Origin of the sequence: uncultured Oscillibacter sp. (assembly GCF_900546705.1) — a bacterium.
Classification (GTDB): Bacteria; Bacillota; Clostridia; order Oscillospirales; family Oscillospiraceae; genus Oscillibacter.
Map to the genome: position 1 here is coordinate 1 of NZ_URDP01000037.1, position 19542 is coordinate 19542.

18 protein-coding genes and 1 tRNA gene are annotated in these 19542 nt (G+C 61.2%); 4 read left to right on the forward strand and 15 right to left on the reverse strand.

The window, feature by feature from the left end; all coding sequences use genetic code 11:
* Positions 1 to 72: transfer RNA gene (locus tag QZS13_RS08020), tRNA-Ala, on the reverse strand.
* 88 nt (positions 73 to 160) lie between these two features.
* Complete coding sequence (locus tag QZS13_RS08025) at positions 161 to 1234, reverse strand: endonuclease/exonuclease/phosphatase family protein (RefSeq protein WP_295587718.1); 1074 nt, start codon at positions 1232 to 1234, stop codon at positions 161 to 163.
* A gap of 152 nt (positions 1235 to 1386) precedes the next feature.
* Between QZS13_RS08025 and QZS13_RS08030 the strand changes: the two genes are divergently transcribed.
* Positions 1387 to 1755, forward strand: a complete 369-nt coding sequence (locus tag QZS13_RS08030; protein WP_295587720.1) for a metal-dependent transcriptional regulator — start codon at positions 1387 to 1389, stop codon at positions 1753 to 1755.
* A gap of 56 nt (positions 1756 to 1811) precedes the next feature.
* Here the strand turns inward: QZS13_RS08030 and QZS13_RS08035 are convergent, their stop codons facing one another.
* The 6 genes from QZS13_RS08035 to QZS13_RS08060 form a co-directional block, all read right to left on the reverse strand.
* Complete coding sequence (locus QZS13_RS08035; protein ID WP_295587722.1) at positions 1812 to 3680, reverse strand: cation-translocating P-type ATPase; 1869 nt, start codon at positions 3678 to 3680, stop codon at positions 1812 to 1814.
* A 98-nt stretch (positions 3681 to 3778) separates the two neighbouring features.
* Positions 3779 to 4054 carry a metal-sensing transcriptional repressor gene (locus QZS13_RS08040; RefSeq protein ID WP_295587724.1) on the reverse strand — a complete coding sequence of 92 codons (276 nt, stop codon included), beginning with the start codon at positions 4052 to 4054 and terminating at the stop codon, positions 3779 to 3781.
* Positions 4055 to 4155: 101 nt separating this feature from the next.
* A complete protein-coding gene (locus QZS13_RS08045) occupies positions 4156 to 5394 on the reverse strand; it encodes a glycerate kinase (RefSeq protein WP_295587726.1) in 1239 nt (412 codons plus the stop codon).
* Positions 5395 to 5407: 13 nt separating this feature from the next.
* A complete protein-coding gene (locus QZS13_RS08050) occupies positions 5408 to 6538 on the reverse strand; it encodes a sugar diacid recognition domain-containing protein (protein ID WP_295587728.1) in 1131 nt (376 codons plus the stop codon).
* A 204-nt stretch (positions 6539 to 6742) separates the two neighbouring features.
* Positions 6743 to 7990 carry a CapA family protein gene (locus QZS13_RS08055; RefSeq protein WP_295587729.1) on the reverse strand — a complete coding sequence of 416 codons (1248 nt, stop codon included), beginning with the start codon at positions 7988 to 7990 and terminating at the stop codon, positions 6743 to 6745.
* A gap of 147 nt (positions 7991 to 8137) precedes the next feature.
* Positions 8138 to 9169, reverse strand: a complete 1032-nt coding sequence (locus QZS13_RS08060) for a YeiH family protein (protein WP_295587731.1) — start codon at positions 9167 to 9169, stop codon at positions 8138 to 8140.
* A gap of 100 nt (positions 9170 to 9269) precedes the next feature.
* Here QZS13_RS08060 and QZS13_RS08065 point away from each other — a divergent pair, with 100 nt between their 5' ends.
* The 3 genes from QZS13_RS08065 to QZS13_RS08075 are packed head-to-tail and all read left to right on the forward strand — an operon-like array spanning position 9270 to position 11405.
* Complete coding sequence (locus tag QZS13_RS08065; RefSeq protein WP_366557944.1) at positions 9270 to 10226, forward strand: LysR family transcriptional regulator; 957 nt, start codon at positions 9270 to 9272, stop codon at positions 10224 to 10226.
* 58 nt (positions 10227 to 10284) lie between these two features.
* Positions 10285 to 10716, forward strand: coding sequence for a MarR family winged helix-turn-helix transcriptional regulator (locus tag QZS13_RS08070; protein ID WP_295587733.1), 432 nt, complete (start codon positions 10285 to 10287; stop codon positions 10714 to 10716).
* Entirely contained in the window at positions 10713 to 11405 is a 693-nt protein-coding gene (locus tag QZS13_RS08075; RefSeq protein WP_295587735.1) for a YitT family protein, read from the forward strand. The genes QZS13_RS08070 and QZS13_RS08075 overlap by 4 nt, the downstream gene beginning before the upstream one ends.
* 58 nt (positions 11406 to 11463) lie before the next feature.
* Here QZS13_RS08075 and QZS13_RS08080 read toward each other — a convergent pair whose 3' ends face one another.
* The 7 genes from QZS13_RS08080 to QZS13_RS08110 form a co-directional block, all read right to left on the reverse strand.
* Complete coding sequence (locus QZS13_RS08080; RefSeq protein WP_295587737.1) at positions 11464 to 14412, reverse strand: EAL domain-containing protein; 2949 nt, start codon at positions 14410 to 14412, stop codon at positions 11464 to 11466.
* A 155-nt stretch (positions 14413 to 14567) separates the two neighbouring features.
* Complete coding sequence (locus QZS13_RS08085; RefSeq protein ID WP_295587739.1) at positions 14568 to 15473, reverse strand: DUF4358 domain-containing protein; 906 nt, start codon at positions 15471 to 15473, stop codon at positions 14568 to 14570.
* A 165-nt stretch (positions 15474 to 15638) separates the two neighbouring features.
* Complete coding sequence (locus QZS13_RS08090) at positions 15639 to 17048, reverse strand: hypothetical protein (RefSeq protein WP_295587741.1); 1410 nt, start codon at positions 17046 to 17048, stop codon at positions 15639 to 15641.
* Positions 17049 to 17064: 16 nt separating this feature from the next.
* Positions 17065 to 17799, reverse strand: coding sequence for an ATP-binding cassette domain-containing protein (locus tag QZS13_RS08095; protein WP_295587743.1), 735 nt, complete (start codon positions 17797 to 17799; stop codon positions 17065 to 17067).
* Entirely contained in the window at positions 17796 to 18299 is a 504-nt protein-coding gene (locus QZS13_RS08100; RefSeq protein ID WP_295587745.1) for a hypothetical protein, read from the reverse strand. The genes QZS13_RS08095 and QZS13_RS08100 overlap by 4 nt, the downstream gene beginning before the upstream one ends.
* A complete protein-coding gene (locus QZS13_RS08105) occupies positions 18283 to 19005 on the reverse strand; it encodes a hypothetical protein (protein WP_295587747.1) in 723 nt (240 codons plus the stop codon). The genes QZS13_RS08100 and QZS13_RS08105 overlap by 17 nt, the downstream gene beginning before the upstream one ends.
* Positions 19002 to 19388, reverse strand: coding sequence for a GntR family transcriptional regulator (locus QZS13_RS08110; RefSeq protein ID WP_295587749.1), 387 nt, complete (start codon positions 19386 to 19388; stop codon positions 19002 to 19004). The genes QZS13_RS08105 and QZS13_RS08110 overlap by 4 nt, the downstream gene beginning before the upstream one ends.
* Positions 19389 to 19542 lie beyond the last annotated feature (154 nt).

Consider the following 19542-nt stretch of genomic DNA (forward strand, 5'->3'; position numbering starts at 1 on the left):
GGAGATAAGCGGGATCGAACCGCTGACCTCTTGACTGCCAGTCAAGCGCTCTCCCAGCTGAGCTATACCCCCAAGCCGTTTGTTCCCGTTCGGAACATGTGCTAGTATAGCAGGTAAGCCCCAGCTTGTCAACCCCGTTTTTTCTTTTTTTCACCATTCTTTACGGCTGCCGCAAAACGAAGGTCAGCGCCGCCGGATTGTGGTCCGACCAGGCAAAGCCCGTATCCACTGTCCACGCCCGACGGACCTCCACATTGTCGGAGACCAGGAAGCCGTCCACCGTCAGCACAAAGGTGGTGCCGGGCGTGTACGGCGCGTCCGCGTTGCGGCAGGAGGGCACCGGCGCATTCTCCTCCAGCGGGGGCACCAGCGTGATCCCCTCCGGCACCATCTCCTCCGGAAACGGGACCGCCCAGCTGGCGTCGTTGCCGCTGACACCGAACACCGCCGCAGAGTCCCCCAGCAGGTCCTTGTTGAAGTCTCCTCCGCAGATCACATAATCCCCGGCCTCGTAGGCCTGCCGCATGTCCTCCAGCAGCATGGTCAGCTGCCGGACAGCCACCTCCCCGTCGGTCAGGTAGGCGGACAGATGCACATTGTAGAGCCGCAGGGTCCGGCCGTTGTCCACCGGGAGGCTGGAGACGCTGTAGCAGCGGTCCAGGTCAATGAGCTTTGAAACACCTTCGGCAATGGGGAGGCTGCGCCGCACCACGCTGTCCACCCGGCGGGAGGCAAACGTCAATATGCCGGATCGGGACGCCCCGTGGGGCTCCAGCAGCGGCCAGAACAGGTACGGAGAATCATAGTTCTGGGCAAAGCTGCTGGAAAATCCGCCCAGCGCCTCCTTCACCAGCGCCGTCTCGTCCACGTGGTAGCTGCGGGTGGCATCCTGATCCACCTCCTGCAAAAATACAAAGTTCGGAGACAGGTCCGTGACTGCCTCCATGGCGCCGGCGAGATTGTCCCGCACCGCCTGCTGGGAATAGGCACGGGACTCCGTTCCCCCGTCCATGAAAAAACTGTAATCGGCGCTGTAGGCTCCAAAGCCCACATTGTAGGATACCAGCGTATATGGTACCCCTGCCTCCGTCAGCGCCTGGACATTGTTCTCCACCGGCACATCCAGGTTGTCCTCCAGCCGGTCGTAGGCGGCAAACACATACCCCACATAAGCCAGCACCGCCGCGGCAAGGCCGCCGGTGACGCCCAGCGCGATTTTTTTCCAACGTTTCAATGGCCTCTCTCCTCCGTCTTTTTTCTGATTGTAGCGTAAAAACGGCTCCGCCGCAACCCACCTCCCCCTCAGCGGAAAAATGCCCTTGCTTTCTGCTCCAAATATTGTTACCATAAATAGAAATCACACTGCATGAAAAGAGGTGAGCGGCTATGGTGATTCACGAGTCCGCCGAGGACTATCTGGAGTCCATTCTGGTTTTGAGGGAGCGGCGGGGCGTTGTACACTCCATCGACATCGTCAACGAGCTGGGATATTCCAAGCCAAGCGTCAGCATCGCCATGAAGAAGCTGCGGGAAAACGGCTATATTTCCATGAGCCCGGACGGGAGCATCACGCTCAACGAAAGCGGCCTGGCCATTGCCAGCCGCGTTTACGACCGGCACAAGACCATCACCAAGCTCTTTACGCTGCTGGGGGTTTCCGCGGAAGCTGCTGCGGAGGACGCCTGCAAGGTGGAACACGACCTCAGCGACGAGACATTTGGAAAGATCCGGGAATTTGTGGAAGCGCATGGCTGACAAAAAGCGGGGCCCGGCGGATTGACCGCCGGGCCCCGCTCTCTTTTTGCGCCTTCCTACCGGGCCTTCCAGCGCAGCAGCAGAGCTGAGTGAACAATCACGAACACAGACCCGGCATTGTGGACCAGCGCGCCCACCACCGGCTCCAGACGGCCTGTCATGGCCAGGAAAATGGCCACAAAGTTCAGCGCCATGGAAAACGTCAGATTCCACCGGATGGTGCCCATCATCTTCCGGGACAGCGCCAGCAGATGGGGCAGCTCGCCGATCTCGTCCTTGACCAGGGCAATGTCCGCCGCATCTACGGCAATGTCGCTGCCCACACCGCCCATGGCCACACCCACCAGGGCCCGCTTGAGGGCCGGGGCATCGTTGATGCCGTCTCCGATCATGCACACCGGGCGGCCGCTCTCCTGAAGCCGGTCGATGGCGGCCAGCTTGTCCTCCGGCAGGCAGTCGGCCCGCACGGTGTCAATCCCCACGCGCCGTGCAATCTGCTCCGCCGCGCCGCGTCGGTCTCCGGTAAGGAGGATCGGCTCCACACCGCCTCGTTTCAGCGCCGCCACCACGTCCGCCGCCTGGGGCCGCACCGTGTCGGCCAGGGCCGCAAATCCGGCAAAGGTTCCGTCCACGGCTGCATAGATCACCGTACACCCCCGGGTCAGGTAGGTCTCCGCCGCTGTGAGGGCCTTGTCGGGGACCGCAGCACCGCACTGCTCCAGCAGCGCCGCGTTTCCGGCGGCCACGCTCCGGCCTTCCACCCGGGCCGTGACCCCCTTGCCCGGACACATGGAAAACGCCTGGGCCTGGGCCGGTTCCCGGCCGGTCTCCCGCCGGTAGCTGGCCGCCACCGCCTTTCCAAGAGGGTGCTCGGACCGCCCCTCTGCCCCGGCCAGCAGGGCGTAAAGCTCCGGACCGGAACAGCCGGGGCTCAGGCTCTCCACCTTTACCACCTCCGGCTTTCCGCAGGTGAGGGTACCGGTCTTGTCAAAGGCCACGCAGGCAACTTCCGCCAGTCTCTCCAGCGCATCTCCCTCCCGCACCAGAAGACCGTGGCGGGTAGCGTTGCCGATGGCGGCCATAATGGCCGTCGGGGTTGCCAGTACCAGCGCACAGGGACAAAATACCACCAGAATGGTTACGGAGCGCAGGATCTCCCCGGTAACCAGCCAAGTAACGGCCGCCGCGCTCAGGGCGATCACCACAATCCAGGTGGCCCAGCGGTCTGCCAGGCCCACGATCTTTGCCTTGCCTGCATCGGCGGACTGCACCAGTCGGATCATCCGCTGGATGGAGCTGTCCTCCCCCACTCTGGTGGCCCGCATATCAAAGGAGCCAAACCGGTTGACCGTGCCGCTGGAGACCTCATCCCCCACTCCCTTGTCCACAGGGATGGGCTCTCCCGTCATCACCGACTGATCCACCGAAGTGGTCCCGGCGGCGATGATGCCGTCCACGGGGATCGTCTCCCCCGGCAGCACCCGCAGGATGTCCCCCGCCCGCACTTCCCTGGCCGGGATCTCCTGCTCCCCCTCCGGCGTCACCCGCCGGGCGGTACGCGGCGTCAGGCGGACCAGTCTCTCAATGCCGGCACGGGCCCTGGCTACCGTCAGATCCTCCAGCAGAGCGCCCAACTGCATGATGAGCGCCACTTCCCCGGCTGCAAAGTCCTCCCCGATGGCCACGGACGCCACCAGCGCCATGGACACCAGCACATCCGCCTTGATGTCGAAGGCCGTCACCAGACCGATCAGCGCCTCCAACACAATGGGCACGCCACACAGCACGATGGCCACCCAGGCCGGGTCAAAGGGCAGCGGCAGCAGATGCAGCCCACTGGAGAGCAGCGAGAGGGCCGACACGATCAAAAACGCGATGTCCCGCTTGGTGCCGCCCCAGTCCAGAAGTCTTTCCAGATGTTCCATGTCTCTCCTCCTTCATACCTATGGGGGTATAGGTATAATATTGCATACAGGGCGCTTCCTGTCAAGAAAAAGACGGCCGCCCAACGGCAGCCGCCTTTTCAGCGCATATTGGCAAACCGCTCCACTGCTTTGGTGAAGCTGGCAATGGTCTGGTCGGCATCTCCGTGCTCGATGCCGTCCCGGACGCAGTGCTGGATATGCCCCTCCAGCACCACCTGTCCGCACCGATGCAGAGCGGACTTGGCCGCATTGATCTGGGCGAGGATATCCTCACAGGGCACGTCCTCATCCACCATCCGATCGATGGCCTGGACCTGTCCCAAAATCTTCCGCAGCCGCCGATGCAGGTTCTCCGCATCCATGCACTGTCTCATTGTTTCGCCTCCAATACCTATAGGGGTATCCGTATCATACCAAATTCCCCGCGGCACTGTCAAGCATGCACCCCGTCCGCCGCAGAGCGGCCCATTCCCGGTCAGACCGGCCGGCGCAGCAGCACAACCGCCACGTCGTTGACGTTGGTGCCGGTGGGACCTGTGCGGATCAGGCCGCCCACCGCGTCCAGAGCGTGATAGGCATCATTGTCCGCCAGCGTGCGGTGTACGGAGATCCCAGCCCGGCGCAGGCGCTCCATGGTCTGCCCGTCCACCACGCCGCCGGCGGCATCGGTAGGGCCGTCCGTCCCGTCGGAGCCTACGGAGAAAATCAGCGTATCCGCCATGCCGTCGATGCCGGGTGCGGCAGCCAGGGCCAGCTCCTGGTTCCTCCCGCCCAGGCCGGAACCGGTCAGCTGCACCACCGTCTCCCCCCCGGCCAGAAACGCCAGGGACTCCAATGCATGTTCGTGGGTCCGGGCAATGGAGGCCAGGAAGGAACCTGCTTCCTTTGCCTGGCAGCACAGCCGGTCCGTCAGCAGCACAGGCCGGTAGCCCAAGCCGCGGCAGGCCTCCGCCGCGGCGGCGCACAGCTCCCGGACACTGCCGGTGATGACCGTCTCTACGTTGTCCAGCTGCTTGGGCGTCTCTACCGCCAGCAGCCGCCGCGCCCCGTCGGACAGGGGAAGATGATATTTCTCCGCCACTGCGGCGGCATCGGCGCAGGTGGTCGGGTCCGGACAGGCCGGCCCGGAGGCGATCATGTCCAGCGGGTCGCCCAGAATGTCCGAGAGCACCACCGCATACACCCGGGCCGGGGCGCACAGCTGGGCAAAGCGTCCGCCCTTGACGGCCGAGAGCCGCTTGCGCACGGTGTTCATCTCCACGATATCCGCCCCGCTGGCCAGCATAGCCCGGGTCACCTCCGCCAGTTCCTCCCCCGGGATGAGGGGGCTTTCAAAAAGCGCCGACCCGCCGCCGGAGAGCAAAAATACCACCGTGTCCTCCTGCTTCAGATCCCGCACCAGCGCCATGGCCGCCTCTGTGCCCCGGAAGGAATTCTCATCCGGAACCGGATGCCCTCCCTCATAGATGCTGCACCGGGAAATGGCACCCATGGAGTGGCCGTACTTGGTTACCACCACGCCCGCCGTGAGCCGCTCTCCCAGCACCTGCGCTGCGCAGCTGGCCATTTGCCAGGCGGCTTTTCCCGCCGCCACCAAATAAACCCGTCCGCCGGAAAACGCCCGGCCCTCCAGAGCCCGGCGCACCGCCGTATCCGGCTGGCAGGCGCCCAGGGCGGCGTCTATGATTGTTCTGGCATCGGAATGGATGGACATGGATGCTTCCTCCTTACAATTTTTCCTCCTGTCGGGCAAACAGCTCGCACAGGCAGAGCAGCACGCTCTCCCTGGGCACGCGGATGCTGTACCCGGTCTTTTCCTTCAGCTTCTGCAGCCGGTATAACACGGTGTTTTTATGGAGAAACAGGGCGTTTGCCATCTGTTCGGTCTGTCCGTCACACCGGAAGAAGAGGCGGATGGTCTCCAGCAGCTCCTGCCGCTCCCGTCCCTTGCAGCCGCCCATGACCCGTTCCAGCAGGTCCCGGCGGATATCCGGCGGGATGCTCTGGGCCAGAAATTCCAGAGAGGCCTGGTCATAGAAAAGAATCCCGCCGCCGGTCCGGGCTGCCAGGCAGGCTGTACGGGCCTCCTGATAGCAAAGGCGTACCTCCAGCCCCCGGCGGCCGCCGGCGCTGACACCGCCGCATACCCGGGCCGAGCAGGCCGACTCCATCTCACTGCGGATACGATCCAGCCGCAGCAGCATGGCGTGCTTTTCGCAGCTCTCGCACAGGACCAGAATCCGCTGGTTCACCACTGCGCACAGCGCCGACTCCTGATGCAGGAACGGTCGGATCCGGGTCAGCGCCCGGGCATTGCAGATTTCCCTTCCGGACTCCTCCGTGCCGCTGCTGTGCACCTCCAGCAGCGCCGCCGTCCAGGGGCGGCTCACATCAATGCCCAGCAGCTGTCCGCGGAACTCCAGCTCTGCAAGATCGGTCTCCCCGGAAAAGAGCCAGTTTTCGATGAAGCACCCGCGGGCATCCTCCAGCTGTGCCTCCTGCTCCTGGCGGCGGACATCCCGCAGCAAGATCTCCGTCATGTGCTGAATGACGCCGCCCAGGGACGCCACCTCCTCCGGTGCGCCGGTAACGCCGATAACCCCCACCGTCTGGCCCTCCATGCGGATGGGCAGATTCACGCCCCTTCGGATTCCCCGTTCGGGGGCGTCCTCGTACACCACCAGGCGGTCCAGGCCCTTTTCCAGCAGTTCCCGGGCCCCGGCGTGAATCTGTCCCATACGTCCGGTGTCCGTACTGGCCAGGATAGTGCCTGTATCGTCCATCAGGTTGATATCACAGCCGGCCACCGTCTTGACCTCCCAGACGATGGACAGTGCCGTCTCCCTTGCTATAAACATACCGGTTCCTCCATTGTGTTTGGAACAATTTTTACTTTTTGTTTCTGTTTTTTACACAGTTTTCTTTTATTATATCGAAGGTGTCGGAAAAGACAACCAATTTTCAAAAAGATCTGGAAAACACCTCCGAAAAAATTCCGGGCGGCGCTGCCCGCCCCCACCAGTGGACAACAAAAAAGCGGCACGACGGTCGTCATGCCGCTTTTACTGTTTTGCCGCAATCAGCTGAGCCTGTGCGCTCTCGTCCGATGCCTTCGAGGGCGGGGCAGACGGAACATAGGTACCGGAGAGCTTTTCCTCCACCCGCCGCGCATCCGCACCGTTGGGTTCATAGAGGCACGGACGGTAGTCGTTCCGGCCGGGCGTACTGGTCACCGAACAGGGATATGCCTGCACCCCGGCCAGAGACACCGTACCGTCCTCTCCCCGCTCCACGACCACCTGCATGAGGGCCGTATCCTTATCGGAGGGATTGCGGTTGCCGCCGAAGCAGAAATTCCCCAGGCTGTAAAAAATCACACTTCCGTTATAGTACTCCACGGGCTGCAGCACATGGGGGTGACTGTTGTAGACGATCTGTGCGCCGCACTCCGCCGCGTAACGAAACATCTGCCGCTGAAAGGCCGTGGGCTCATAAGAGCCCTCCGTTCCGGCGTGAAAGGCCGCCACGATCACCTCGGCTCCGGCCTCCCGCAGATGGTCCACGGCCCGGCGGATCTCCTGCTTTCCGATATGGTAGGCAGTATAAACGCCGATCTTCAGTCCCCGCTCCGTGGTATACAAAAACGTCTCCCCGTCGCCGCCGGCAGCAATCCGATAAGACTCCAGCACCCGGCGCGTCTCCGCCAGGCCGGTCTTTCCGTAGTCCAGACTGTGGTTGTTGGCCAGGGAAACCGCCTCCACGCTGCCCGCCGTCAAAATCTCTCCATACTCCGGAAGGCCCCGGAAGCGGTAGGTCTTCTCCGCTGGGACGTTGTAATCCGTCAGGGCGCACTCCAGATTGACAAAGGTAAAATCGTCCCCGGAAAACAGCTCCGACACGCCGGAGAGCGGATAGGCATAGTCGCTGCCCACCACATCCGGGAAGTTGCCCGCCTTGTCCCAGGCCGTATGCTCTGCCCCCAGGGTACAGTCCCCGGCGAAGCTGAGCACAAAGCGGCCGTCCGTTTTGTCAGACTCCGGCAGCGCCTGCGGCAAAGTCTCCGTCCCGCCGGCCTCCAGCGGCACGATGATCTCCGTGACTCCGGTTTCCTCATCCGTTTGCTGCTGCCCGGGCACCGTTCTTCCCGTCATGAACCAGGCTGAAAGGGTTACGCCGGCGGCAGCCAGCAGCGCCGCAGGCGCCAGCAGCACTGTCTTTTTGTGCCGGGAGGGCGCCAGGCGCTTCCCGCCCCGGCCCGCCGGGCGCCGGTTTTCCGGCAGGCGCTTTCCGCCGCCGCTGTAAAGACGCATGCCCACTCCCTCCCCACGCAAACTGTCGGAACTTGATATTCCCATCATATCCCAATTTTGCGTTGGGTCAACAACAGAATCATTACAATTTCGACTTTTCCCGCAAAAAAGGAGCACGGCCGAAGCCGTGCCCCTTCCGGGAAACGATTACATCAGTCCCAGCAGATGCTGCAAGAGAAGACTCACCAGTGTGATGCAGACCCAGCAGCAGCCGCCCAGCGCGATGGGCTTTCCGCCGCTGCGGACCAGCTTGACGATGTTGGTGTTCAGTCCGATGGCGGCCATGGCCAGCACAATGAGGAACTTGCTCAGCTCCTTGATGGGATCAAACACCGACGCGGACACGCCGAAGTGCACCGCCACCGTGGTGATGATGGATGCGGCAATGAAGAACAGGATGAAGAAGGGGAAAATCTTTTTGAAGTCCACCCGGTTCTCCCCGTTCTGCTTTTCCCGGCGGGTACGCAGGAACGCCAGCACCAGCGTGATGGGGATGATGGCCAGCGTCCGGGTCAGCTTCACCGTCACCGCCTTGTCCAGTGTGGCCGAGCCCAGGTTCCACATGCTGTCCCAGGTGGAAGCCGTGGCCGTGACGGAGGAGGTATCATTGACCGCCGTACCGGCAAAGATGCCGAAGGCCTCGCCGGAGGTGGTATCGAACCCGATCATCTGGCCCAGCGGGGGGAACAGCAGTGCCGCAAGCACATTGAAAAAGAAGATGACGGAAATGGCCTGGGCCACCTCCTCTTCATCCGCGTCGATCACCGGCGCCGTGGCGGCAATGGCGGAGCCGCCGCAGATGGACGAGCCCACGCCGATGAGGGTGGCCACCTTCCCGGGAATCCGCATCCATTTGCGCAGGAAAAAGGCCACCAGCAGCGATACGGAAATGGTGCACACAATAATGGGCAGGGACTGCCGTCCGGTCTGCACCACCACGTTCAGGTCCATGCCGAAGCCCAGCAGGATCACCGCCCACTGCAGCACCTTCTTGGATACAAACCGGATGCCGGGCTCCATGCCGGACTTGTCCCGCAGCAGCAGCGTAATGACCATACCGGCCAGAATGGCAATCACGGCGCCGCCGATGATGGGAAATACCTTCCCCAAAAACCAGGACGGGACAGCAATCACCAAGCACAGGAGAATCCCCTGCCAGTGTTTCTTCAAAAACTCCAACTTTACTCCGCCTTTCTTTTATCAGTCAAACACTGGCATTATAATCCAGTCGTGGCAAAAAATAAAATGATTTATCTTGATATATACATAAATTTTTATTATGATAATGCTATTCTTTGAGAAGGTGGTGGCCCCGGTGCTGGATTTTCGGGTAGAGACGTTCCTATGCGTCTGCCGGTATATGAGTTTCACCGCGGCGGCGGAGGCACTGCACATCACCCAGCCGGCTGTCTCCCAGCACATCCGCTATCTGGAAAGCGCCTATGGCGTCCGCCTCTTCGATCGGGAGGGGAAAAAGGTCCGCCTCACTCCCGCAGGCGCTTTGCTCCGCCGCACCATGATGACGGTGCAGAACGACCAGCAGGCCATGCTGCGCCGGATGCGGGAAGCCGGCAGCGGACGGCGCACCTTGTCCTTCGGCGTCACGCTGACCATCGGGGAATACGGCATGGTGCACTCCCTGGCCCGCTTTCTCAAATCGCATCCGGACACGGATATCCGGGTGCGCTTCGGCAACACCCACGATCTGCTGGAGCGGCTGCGCCGCGGGGCGATCGACTTCGCCCTGGTGGAGGGATACTTCGCCTCCGAGGAGTTCGACACCATGGTGGACCGCACGGAGCCCTACATTCCCGTGTGTGCCGCCGGACACCGGTTCCGGCAGGAAGTACAGGTCCTGACGGACCTTCTGGGGGAACGGCTCCTGGTGCGGGAATCCGGCAGCGGGACCCGGGAGATCCTGGAAAAGAACCTGGCCGTCCGCAATCTGCGCCTGACGGATTTTGCCCACCTGGCGGAGGTGGAGAACATGCACACCATCGTCTCCCTGCTGCGGATGGACTGCGGCATCGCCTTTTTATATCGGGCGGCCGTGGCCCAGGGGCTGCGGGACGGTACTTTGCGGCAGATCCCCCTGGAGGATTTTCAGATGCAGCACGATTTTACGTTTCTCTGGAACCGTGGCAGCAGTTTCTCCCGGGAATACCGGGAGATCTGCGGCCAGCTGAGAAGCTGTCCTGAAAATTTTCAAAGCCAGGATTTGACAGAACCTCTGTAATTGTGTATTATATTTGTATACAAATAATTTGTATGCAAATCGTATAGGAGAACCTGCTATGGATCAGAGTTTTCACTACCTTCTCATGGCCGTGCACAGCCTGTTTCAGCGCCGTGTGATGGACGACCTGGCCCAGACCGGACTCACCTCCGGCCAGCCCAAGGTGCTGGACTATCTGGGACTGCACGACGGAAGCTCCCAAAAAGCGGTGGCCGCCGGCTGCCGGATCGACCCTGCCACACTGACGGGTCTGCTTGGACGTATGGAGGAAAAGGGCCTGATCCGCCGCAGCTTTCACGACGGCGACCGGCGCACCCAATACGTGTATCTGACCGAGCTGGGCAAACACCGGCAATCGCAGGTGCAGGAGATTTTTACCCGGCAGGAGGAGGAACTGCTCTCCTGCCTGGATGAGTCCCAGCGCCGCCAGCTGCTCCAGAGCCTCCTGTCGCTTTGCGAAAAAATGATCGACACGGAGGTTTTACAGTGAGCAAACAGGAATTGGTCCGCAGGTATTTGTTTTTCATCGTGGGGCTGTTCGTCAACTCCCTTGGCATCAGTCTGATTACCAAGGCGAATTTGGGCACATCCCCCATCTCCAGCATCCCCTACACGCTCAGCATCGGCTTTCCCCTGTCTCTGGGGATGTTCACGCTCTTTTTCAGCCTGTTGCTCATTGTGATCCAGCTGGTTATTCTGCGCAGCCGGTTCCCCCGGCACTTCTGGCTGCAGATTCCCGTCTCTCTGGGTTTTTCCCTGTTCATTGACCTGTGCATGGATCTTTTGTGGTTCCTGGCCCCCCAGTCCTATCCCCTCAAGGTAGTCTTTTTGCTGCTGGGATGCCTGGTGCTGGGCTTCGGCGTCTTTATGGAGATGGCGGCCAATGTGGTCATGCTGCCCGGTGAGTGCACCATCAAGGCCATCTCCTCCACCTGGAACAAGGACTTCGGCAAGACCAAGGTGGCCGTGGACGTAACCATGTCCCTGACCGCCGCGGTGCTGGGGCTGGTCCTCTACGGCACACTCACCGGCGTGCGGGAGGGCACGCTGGTCAGTGCCCTGCTGGTGGGCATGATCGCCCGGTGGTTCAATCAGCACATCGGCGAGGGGGTTCAGGAACGTCTGAGTGCCCAGCGTGACGTTGGTACCGTTCCTCCGGCCCGGGAACCGGAGATGTAACAATTAAAAACAGGGCGGAGCCTGTGGGGCTCCGCCCTGTTTTTTGTTTTCTCTGCCTTCAGCTTAAAAAACGGCAGTATCCCTTGAAGCTGCTGGAGGACGCTGTGGACTCCACCAGCATGCCGGAAAAGCGCAGCCGCACGTCTCCCCGCTTCGGATGCGTCCAGATATACTCCACCTGAACGGTCTTGCCCGTCCGCTCCATCTCCCGCAGCGCATCCTCCACGGCACGGCGGGTGCCATGGGTGATGTGGCCGTACCAGTAGGCGCTGCACGCCTCCGGGCTGGCGGACGCAGGCACGCAGAGCATCTTCTGCATGAAATCGTCGGTAATCATCTCTCCGCGGTGCTCTGCCTTCCAGACCTGGAGAGTCCAGAAGCCCACGCACAAAGCACGCAGCAAATCCTGGTTGCTCTGCCGCAGCAGTGCCTGATAACGGTGCTCGTTGCGGTCCTGGCGGATCCGGGTCAAAAGGAAGCTGGCCAATACCCGCACCTGAGTATCGTCCCGAATGGAGTAGCGAGGATTGTCCACGCCGATAAAGCCCACCGTCTCCCCGCCGTCCCGAATGGGGACGGCAATGAGCCGCTGGATCTCCTGGCGCCGGAGAATTTCCCACTCCTCATAGGAGGTCTCCTGCAGCGGGGCCAGGTTGTAGACGATGACGGACGCATCCTGTCCGAACCGGTCCAGCCAGCGCCGCAGTGTTCTCTCCGGAACCTCCTGCAGGCTCTCCCGCTGAGGCTGCACGTTTTTGGCACACCACTCGAAGGTATTGCACCAGCTACCGTCCCGCTTTCCGCTGGGCTCAAAGAGGTAGGCCCGGTCGGCCATGTAGAATTCTCCCACCGAGGAGAGGACCTTCTCCACGGCCTCGCCGTAGTCGGCATAGTGGGAAAGGGCGTGCATATAGCCCACGATCTTCTCCGCGAAGGCCAGCCGTTCCTTGGCGGTCTGGCTGACCAGCTCCTGCTTGGTAATATCCAGCGCTACCTCCAGGCGCACCTTCCTGCCCATATAGGTGACGATTTTGTCCTTGAGCAGGAAATGCCGCCCGCAGTAGGCGTTCTGATTTTCCCAGAGATGGAAGGTGTCCTGACGCAGATAGGCATTGGTACAGAAGCTGCAGGGCTCATTTGCCCCATGGAGCACCTTATAGCACTTTCTTCCCCGATAGTCCCGGACGCCGAAGGTCTTCTGGCCCGCCGGATTGAGATAGTAGAGCTCGTAGGTGTCCAAATCGCTGAGGTAGAAAATATCGTCCTCCGCCTCCAGAATGGTCTTTGCAATCTCGTCTTCACAGGCGCCGGGCATCACCACCGGGCCGCTCCCGCGGGAAAGCGGCGCATCCCCGTGAAAGTCCTGAAGCGCGAAGACGGCACCGGGCCGGATAAACCGGGCGGCAAACTCCTCCTGCGAGACAGGGCCGGAAAACAAAAATCCCTGCAGCAGCGACGGCCGCAGATCCTCCAGCACCCGCAGCTCCTCGATGGTCTCCACGCCCTCGCAGCACACCCGGATCTTGCAGCTGTCCGCCAGCTCCAGCATGTTGCTCAAAAGCCGATAGTTGTATACGCTTTTTTCGATGCTGCTGACAAAGCACCGGTCGATCTTGATTTCGTCGATCTCCATTTCCTTGAGCCGTCCCAGACTGGAGTAGCCGGTGCCGAAGTCGTCCACGGAAATCTCAATGCCCTGCTTCTTCCAGCTGCGGAAGATGCCGTTGAGATGGGGATAGTCCAGAAGCTGCATGCTCTCGGTGATCTCAATGGTCAGCGCGCTGCCCGGCAGGCCGCTCTGGCGCACCACCTCCAAAACATCTTCCTCAATGGACGGCCTGCTCAGCTGCCGGTAGGACATATTGACGCTGATGTGAAAGTCCGGCAGTACCCGCCGCCACTGGCGGCACTGCTCCAGCGCGCAGCGCATGATCCAAAGCCCCACGGCGTAGATCTGCTCCGTCTGCTCCAGCACCGGGACAAACTCCCCCGGCGAGACCGGCCCCCGCAGCGGGGCGCTGTACCGCAGCAGCGCCTCGGCGCCGTAAATACTGTAAGACTCTGAGCGGACCTGGGCCTGATAGTACACAGAAAAGCCGGAAAAGCCCTCTGCGGCGCTCTTTTTCAGATCCTCCCGCAGCTCCATCTCCTGGAGCTCCCGCTCGTAGTCCTCCGGCGAGAAAAAGCTCAGGCGGTCCTTGCCCCCGGACTTGGAGATCTCCAGGGAGCTCTCGGCGTATTGGAGCAGCGTGTCCTCGTCCGGCACGTGGTAGTCCACATAGGAGACGCAGCCGCCGGAGATGGTGCACTGCCCGCCCAGGCGGCGGCGGACGCCGTCAAAGATCGCTTCCACGTCCTCCGGGCCGGCACCGGGCAGATTCACAGCAAACCAGTCTCCGTTGATCCGGAAAATGTTTGTTTGCTCCGGAGCCTCATCCCGCAGCAGCTGGGCCACATCCCGGAGGATGCCGTCCCCGAAGTCCCGGCCGTTTTTGAAATTGATGGTCTTCAGATTGTCCACGCCCACCAGCAGCAGATAACCCCGGGCAGCAGACGCCAGCAGACGCCGCACCTCCTGCTTGAGCTCCCTGCCGCCAAACGCCGGCAGGGCCCCGGAGGCCCGGGCATCCCCGCCCAGACGCCCCAGAATGTACGCCGCCCGGCCATCCTCACCCAGGTGGCACTTTCCCCGGCTGCTGATCCAGCCCTTTTTTGCCGCAGCCGGACGGTAGTGGAACACAAACGTGCTTCGCCGGAGACTGCGCATCTCCTCAAAAAGCTCGGCCAGGCGCTCCCCATCCCGGGGGTCCATGTTCTCCTGCCACTGAGCCAGCGTGCAGGACGTATCCTCCAGATGAAACACATTGGACACTGCCCGGATGTTCTCCGAGAAAAACACCCGCTGCTCCCGGCAGTCTACCAGGAAGTAATACTCCCCCGTGCTCTGGCCCAGCTGGGTCAAAAAGCTGCGGACATCTCCGCCGCAAATTTCGAAAAAATGTTCCATAGGCACCGCCCTGTCTGTGCAAGTCGTAATTATTTTACAAGATTGTCCAGCTTTTGACAAGGTGTGATTCTTGGAAAAAGCACCGGATAACCCCTTGGATTTTCATAAAGAAAACAAACGCGGCCAGATGGCCGCGTTTGTTTTTCAGCAATTGCTCAAAACAGGGCGTTGAAGTCGTCCACGATCTGATCGCAGTCCGCATGGACCACCATCATCACGTAGTTGCCGTTGGACACCACCCGGCTGGAGTTGGTCCAGAGCTCCGTGGGCTCTGGATACCAGGCACCGGTTTCGGCCATGTAGTCGATGCGGCTTTGGAAGATGTCTTTGACCTTGCTCACATCCGAAGCGTTGGATACCTCCACCAGGCAGAACTCGCCGTTGTTCATGCTCATCATGGTGCCCATAATCAGGCACTGCTTGGTGTCGATGTCACCCATCCCGGGGTAGTAGGTCTCCAGCACATCGCCGGTGAACTGCTGAAGCGTCTGGAAGGGATAAGATGCGATGGTGGCATCATAGAAGGCCTGCAGATCCACGGACTGGCTCTGGGTGGGTTTTTCCTGGGGCTTATCCTGGGCCGTCTCCTGTTTTTCCCAGTTGCAGCGCACCACGCAGGTGCGGCTATCTTTGCCGCTGGTCACGGTAATGACCGCCTTGCCCGGCGCCACAGCGGTGATGGTGCCGTCCTTGGCTACCGTGGCCACCTTCGGGTCGGAGCTTGTAAACGTGCAGGCTCCCGGGGCGCCCGTGACCTTGAGCTGATAGCTGCTGCCGGCGGAAGAGAGGGTGAAATCCGTGCGGCTGAGCTTCATGGAAGCCTCCTCCTGGGCGGGGGATGTCTGGCTTTCTTCCGCCTGGGCCTCCGGCTCCTCCGTCTGCGGCTTTTCCGTATCATCCAGTGCCTCGCCATCCACAACCTCTGCGGGCGGCTGCTCCGTCTCCTCCTGGGTCTGCTGGGGCGTCTCGCTGGGTTCCTCTGTATCCGTCTCCCCGCCGCAGGCCGTCAGTGCCAGGGCCAGGGTCAATGCCGCCAGCAATGCCAGCAGTCTCTTCTTCATGTTGTGTCCTCCTTCTCACCGCCTTGGGCGGCTGTTTTGTTTTTGAGACGAAGGCACCGGCCAAAAAGTTCCCCCGAATTTCTTTCTTTTTCCAGTTTTTTCATCGCGTTTTTTATGGCAAAAGAGTGCCCGGCTCTCCCGAGCCGGGCACCGCGGTTCAGATGTCTACGTCACAAACCGGACATCCAGAGAATTTCCCTCTCCCTCTGCCCGCCACAGCCGGCCAGTCCCGCTGGAGATGAGGTCCAGTCCCACGTCGTAGCGCCCCAGGTAGGCAAGGCCGTCGAGTGTGTAGGCTGCCAGGCAGAAGCTGTAATCATGGCCCTGGTAAGCGGTCATCACCAGTCGATTTCCGTCGTAGATCAAATCCGACTGCTCCAGATCGGCCTCCTGAAACAAGGGCTGCAGGTCTCCGGAAATGGCCGCAGCGGCCTCTCCCTCCTCCGACACGGTGACCAGTACGAACCGGTCGTCCTGCCGGTAAAGCATCACCAGTCCCTCGTCTACGATGGCCCCCGACAGGTATGCTCCATCCGGAAAATCCGCCGGTCCGAAGGGCAGCGCCGCCTGAGAGACGATATCACCGCTTTGGGCGTCCAATACCCACAGCGTGATCTCCTCCTCCGTCTGAGCCGCATAGTAGATCCATGTCCCGTCCTCGCTGGTCCCCAGCCAGGAGCTCTCCACTCCCGGCGCCGGGCACACCGTGCGGATCTGGGCGCCGTCCATACTGACCACGATCAGATCATCCACACCCTCGTAGTCATTCCCCGCATAGGGCTCCTGGTGGATAGGCAGGAAATAAAGCCCCTGCTCCACGGCGCATTGAGAGAAATCCAGCGTCACTGCCGGGTCGGAGGGCAGCAGGGTGAAATACAGGCCCTGTTCCGTCGCCACGGAAGATGCATCCAGATCCCACTCCGCGCTCACGTTTGCCATGTAGATGCTGCCGTCCGTATTCTTGCCCAGCTGCACATCCACCATCAGGTCCTCCGGCACCGGGATGTGAAACACCTGCCGCAGGGTGTCCTGGGCCATCATCTCCAGGCTGTCATTTCCATCCAGCAGTGTATAGGCGCTGCCGCGGCTCATAAAGTTGATGCTCCCCACGAACAGTGGGAACTCCTCATAGTAGTCCCGCATGCGCACGGTTTCCCAGTAATCATCCGTCCCGGCGGGGCAGTGTTCGGCCACCGCCTCCAGCAATGTGGTCAACCCCTGGCGGTCCGGCTCCTCCTCACTGTCTTCTCCATACCAGTTGCTGTTGAAGAGGCTCACATACATGCCGCCACTATCCCACTCCGAAGATAGGGGGTGTTCATTCCAATAGCGGGTAAACTCCGTCTGTACTGCCGGCTCCTTCCCAGGCACACAGCGGGCGGTCCAGAACAGCCGGTCCAGGAGTGATGCCTCCAGCGTCACCTCTGTCCCCTCCACGGCGGAGACATCCCCGGCCACCGTGGTCACTTGGATGTCCATTTGGTCTTTCTGCCCGTTCACCGAAGCATGGGTCCAGATCAGGCCTCCGCAGGCAGCCGCCAGCAGCACCAGCAAAATTCCAAGCCGAACACGCATGATGCCACCTCCTCTCTTACTCTTCTCCGGTCAGACTGTTCAGCGCCTGGCTGACCCGGTCCGCCCGGTAGTGATACGTCTCCTTCACGTAAGTCAACAAATCCTTGCCCGACTCCTCCAGGGCCTCCATGGACGTGTCCCCCACGATCTTCCCCTGGCGGATGAGCACCGCCCGGCCGATGAAGTTTTGTACCTCCTCCAGAAGATGGGTGGAGAGGATCACGGTCTCCCGGGGCTCCAGAATACCCAGCAGCACCTTGTAAAAGTCCTCCCGGTTGAAGACATCATTTCCGGCAAAGGGCTCATCCATCAAAATGTAGTCCGCCCCCTGGCTCAGGGCCAGGATCACCTCAAGCTGGTTTTTCTGACCGGTGGAGAAGTGCCGGATGCACTTTCCGGAAGGCAGCTCGAAGAAGTCCATGAGTGCCCGGAACCGCTCCCTACGGAACGCGGGAAAGTGGGTCTCGTAAAAACGCCGGTGATCCGACGCCGTGAGGTTCGGGAAAAACGAGTGCTCACAGGTGGCAAAGGACAAGCGATGGATATTCCGGCTGGTGATCTTTTCCCCGTCCAGCGTCACCGTTCCCGTGTAGTTCAAAAGCCCCAGCAGGCACTTGAGCAGTGTGGTCTTGCCCGCACCGTTCTCTCCGAACAGTCCCACGATCTCCCCAGGGCCAAAGGTCAGCGACACGCCGGCCAGTGCCTGCTTATTGAACCCATAAGACTTGCTTAAATCTTGACATTCCATCATGGCACAGCCCTCCAAACTCCTGTCCACTGCTCCGGCGGAATGCACCCGGCCGGTGTGAAGTGAAGATACATCCAAAAATACAGCGTCCACAGTACGCCAAGCAGCACCAGTGCTGCCCCGCAGCCCAAGACCGGCAGGGCCAGGCACCGCCGGAGGTACTCCCACCGGTCCGGCAGCCGCCGCATGAGATAATCCGTCCGGCTGCCTCCCTGCCGGTGGTAGAGCACATAGTAGACGGCCAGCACTGCCATGGCGGCAAGAAACAGTCCAAAGCCGATCAAGCTCCAGGAGACCAGCTCACGAAAAAGCGGCATGGTGACCCCTGTCCGCAGCACCTTCCGTCCGCCTTCCATTTTGTAAAGCCGGTCCCAGGCCCCCATACAGGCAAGCGGACACCGGAGGCTCAGCAGGATACAGGCCAAAAGGCCCACCGTCATGCGGTGCAGAGCAGGGCCTGCCTCCAGGCCGTAGGGAACCCACTGCTTAATCCGTTCTTTCACACTGGCTCACCTCCACGCTCACAAAATACAACGAGCACGCCGCCACGATGCATGCCCCTATGCCCAGGCCTATGTCCGTCATGAAGTCCCGGCAGCCCGGACCAGTGAACACAGCCGCCGCGATGACCATAACGGGTGCGGCGTAGCCGAAGCCGTTGCGGCGCCGCCAGAAAGACCAAGACGCGCAGCTCATGCCCATCCCCAATGCCAGCAGCAGCTGCCGCACATATCCCGTCCACTGGCCCAGCGGCAGCATGGCATGGAAAAAGTCGTCGTCCCAGGAAATCAGGAACACCGCCTGGGTCCCGGCGCCGGTGCGGGCGGCGCAATACGTCGTCACGGCTGTCAAGATCCCTGTCTGTGCCGCCCACAGCACCACAAAGGCCGCAGCATAGCAAAGGCCCAGCAGCACCGTCGCCGTCCACTCAGAGATGCGCAGGCGGTGCATGGTGTAGTAGACCCGGCTGCCGCCCAGGCCGCTTACATGGACGCAGCAAGCAGCCCCCAGCAAAACGAGGGCCGCCCGATAGGCCCACACCACATGGCTTGCCAAGAGCGCATACTGTACGCTCCAGGGGGCTGCAAAATCAGAGCGCACCCGAAAAAACAGCCCCGCCTCCGCTGCGGTCATCAGCAGCAAAACGGCAATCAGGGGCATAACTACGCCCCGGGCGCCCAGCATGAGAATGGAAGTATATCGTTTCATGGTTTTTCCTCCTGATCCCACAGACGTTCTACCAGTTCTACCGCCTGGGTACGGGTAATGCCCATCTGTCTCAGGCCCCGCACCAAGGCGGATGCATCATACTCCAGCAGTTCCTCCGTCAATCGGCGCCGCACCGCCTCGTCCGCCGTCACCACGCTTTTTGCGCCGGTGTGGGAGGCGATGATGCCCTCCTCTTCCAGCAGGGCACAGGCCTTTTGAATGGTATTGGGATTCACCCCCAGCAACGACGCCAGCGCCCGCCGGGAGGGCAGTTCGTCTCCGGGCCGGATGGTGCCTGCCGCGATGCCCCGCTGTACGTAGCGCACCAGCTGCATATAAAGGGGGCTCCCCTCCCGGGGGGCAAAGTCTGAAAAGGAGATCACGGCGTTCACCTCCTGTAACCGTATTACTGTCATAGTACACTTTCTAAGTGTATTATATCTATAATACGGTTGTCTGTCAATAGCAGTCTATCGTCCGCAGATTACGGCCGCTTGCTTTGGCTGTCCAGTAGGACAGTGTGAAATCAAAAAAGGA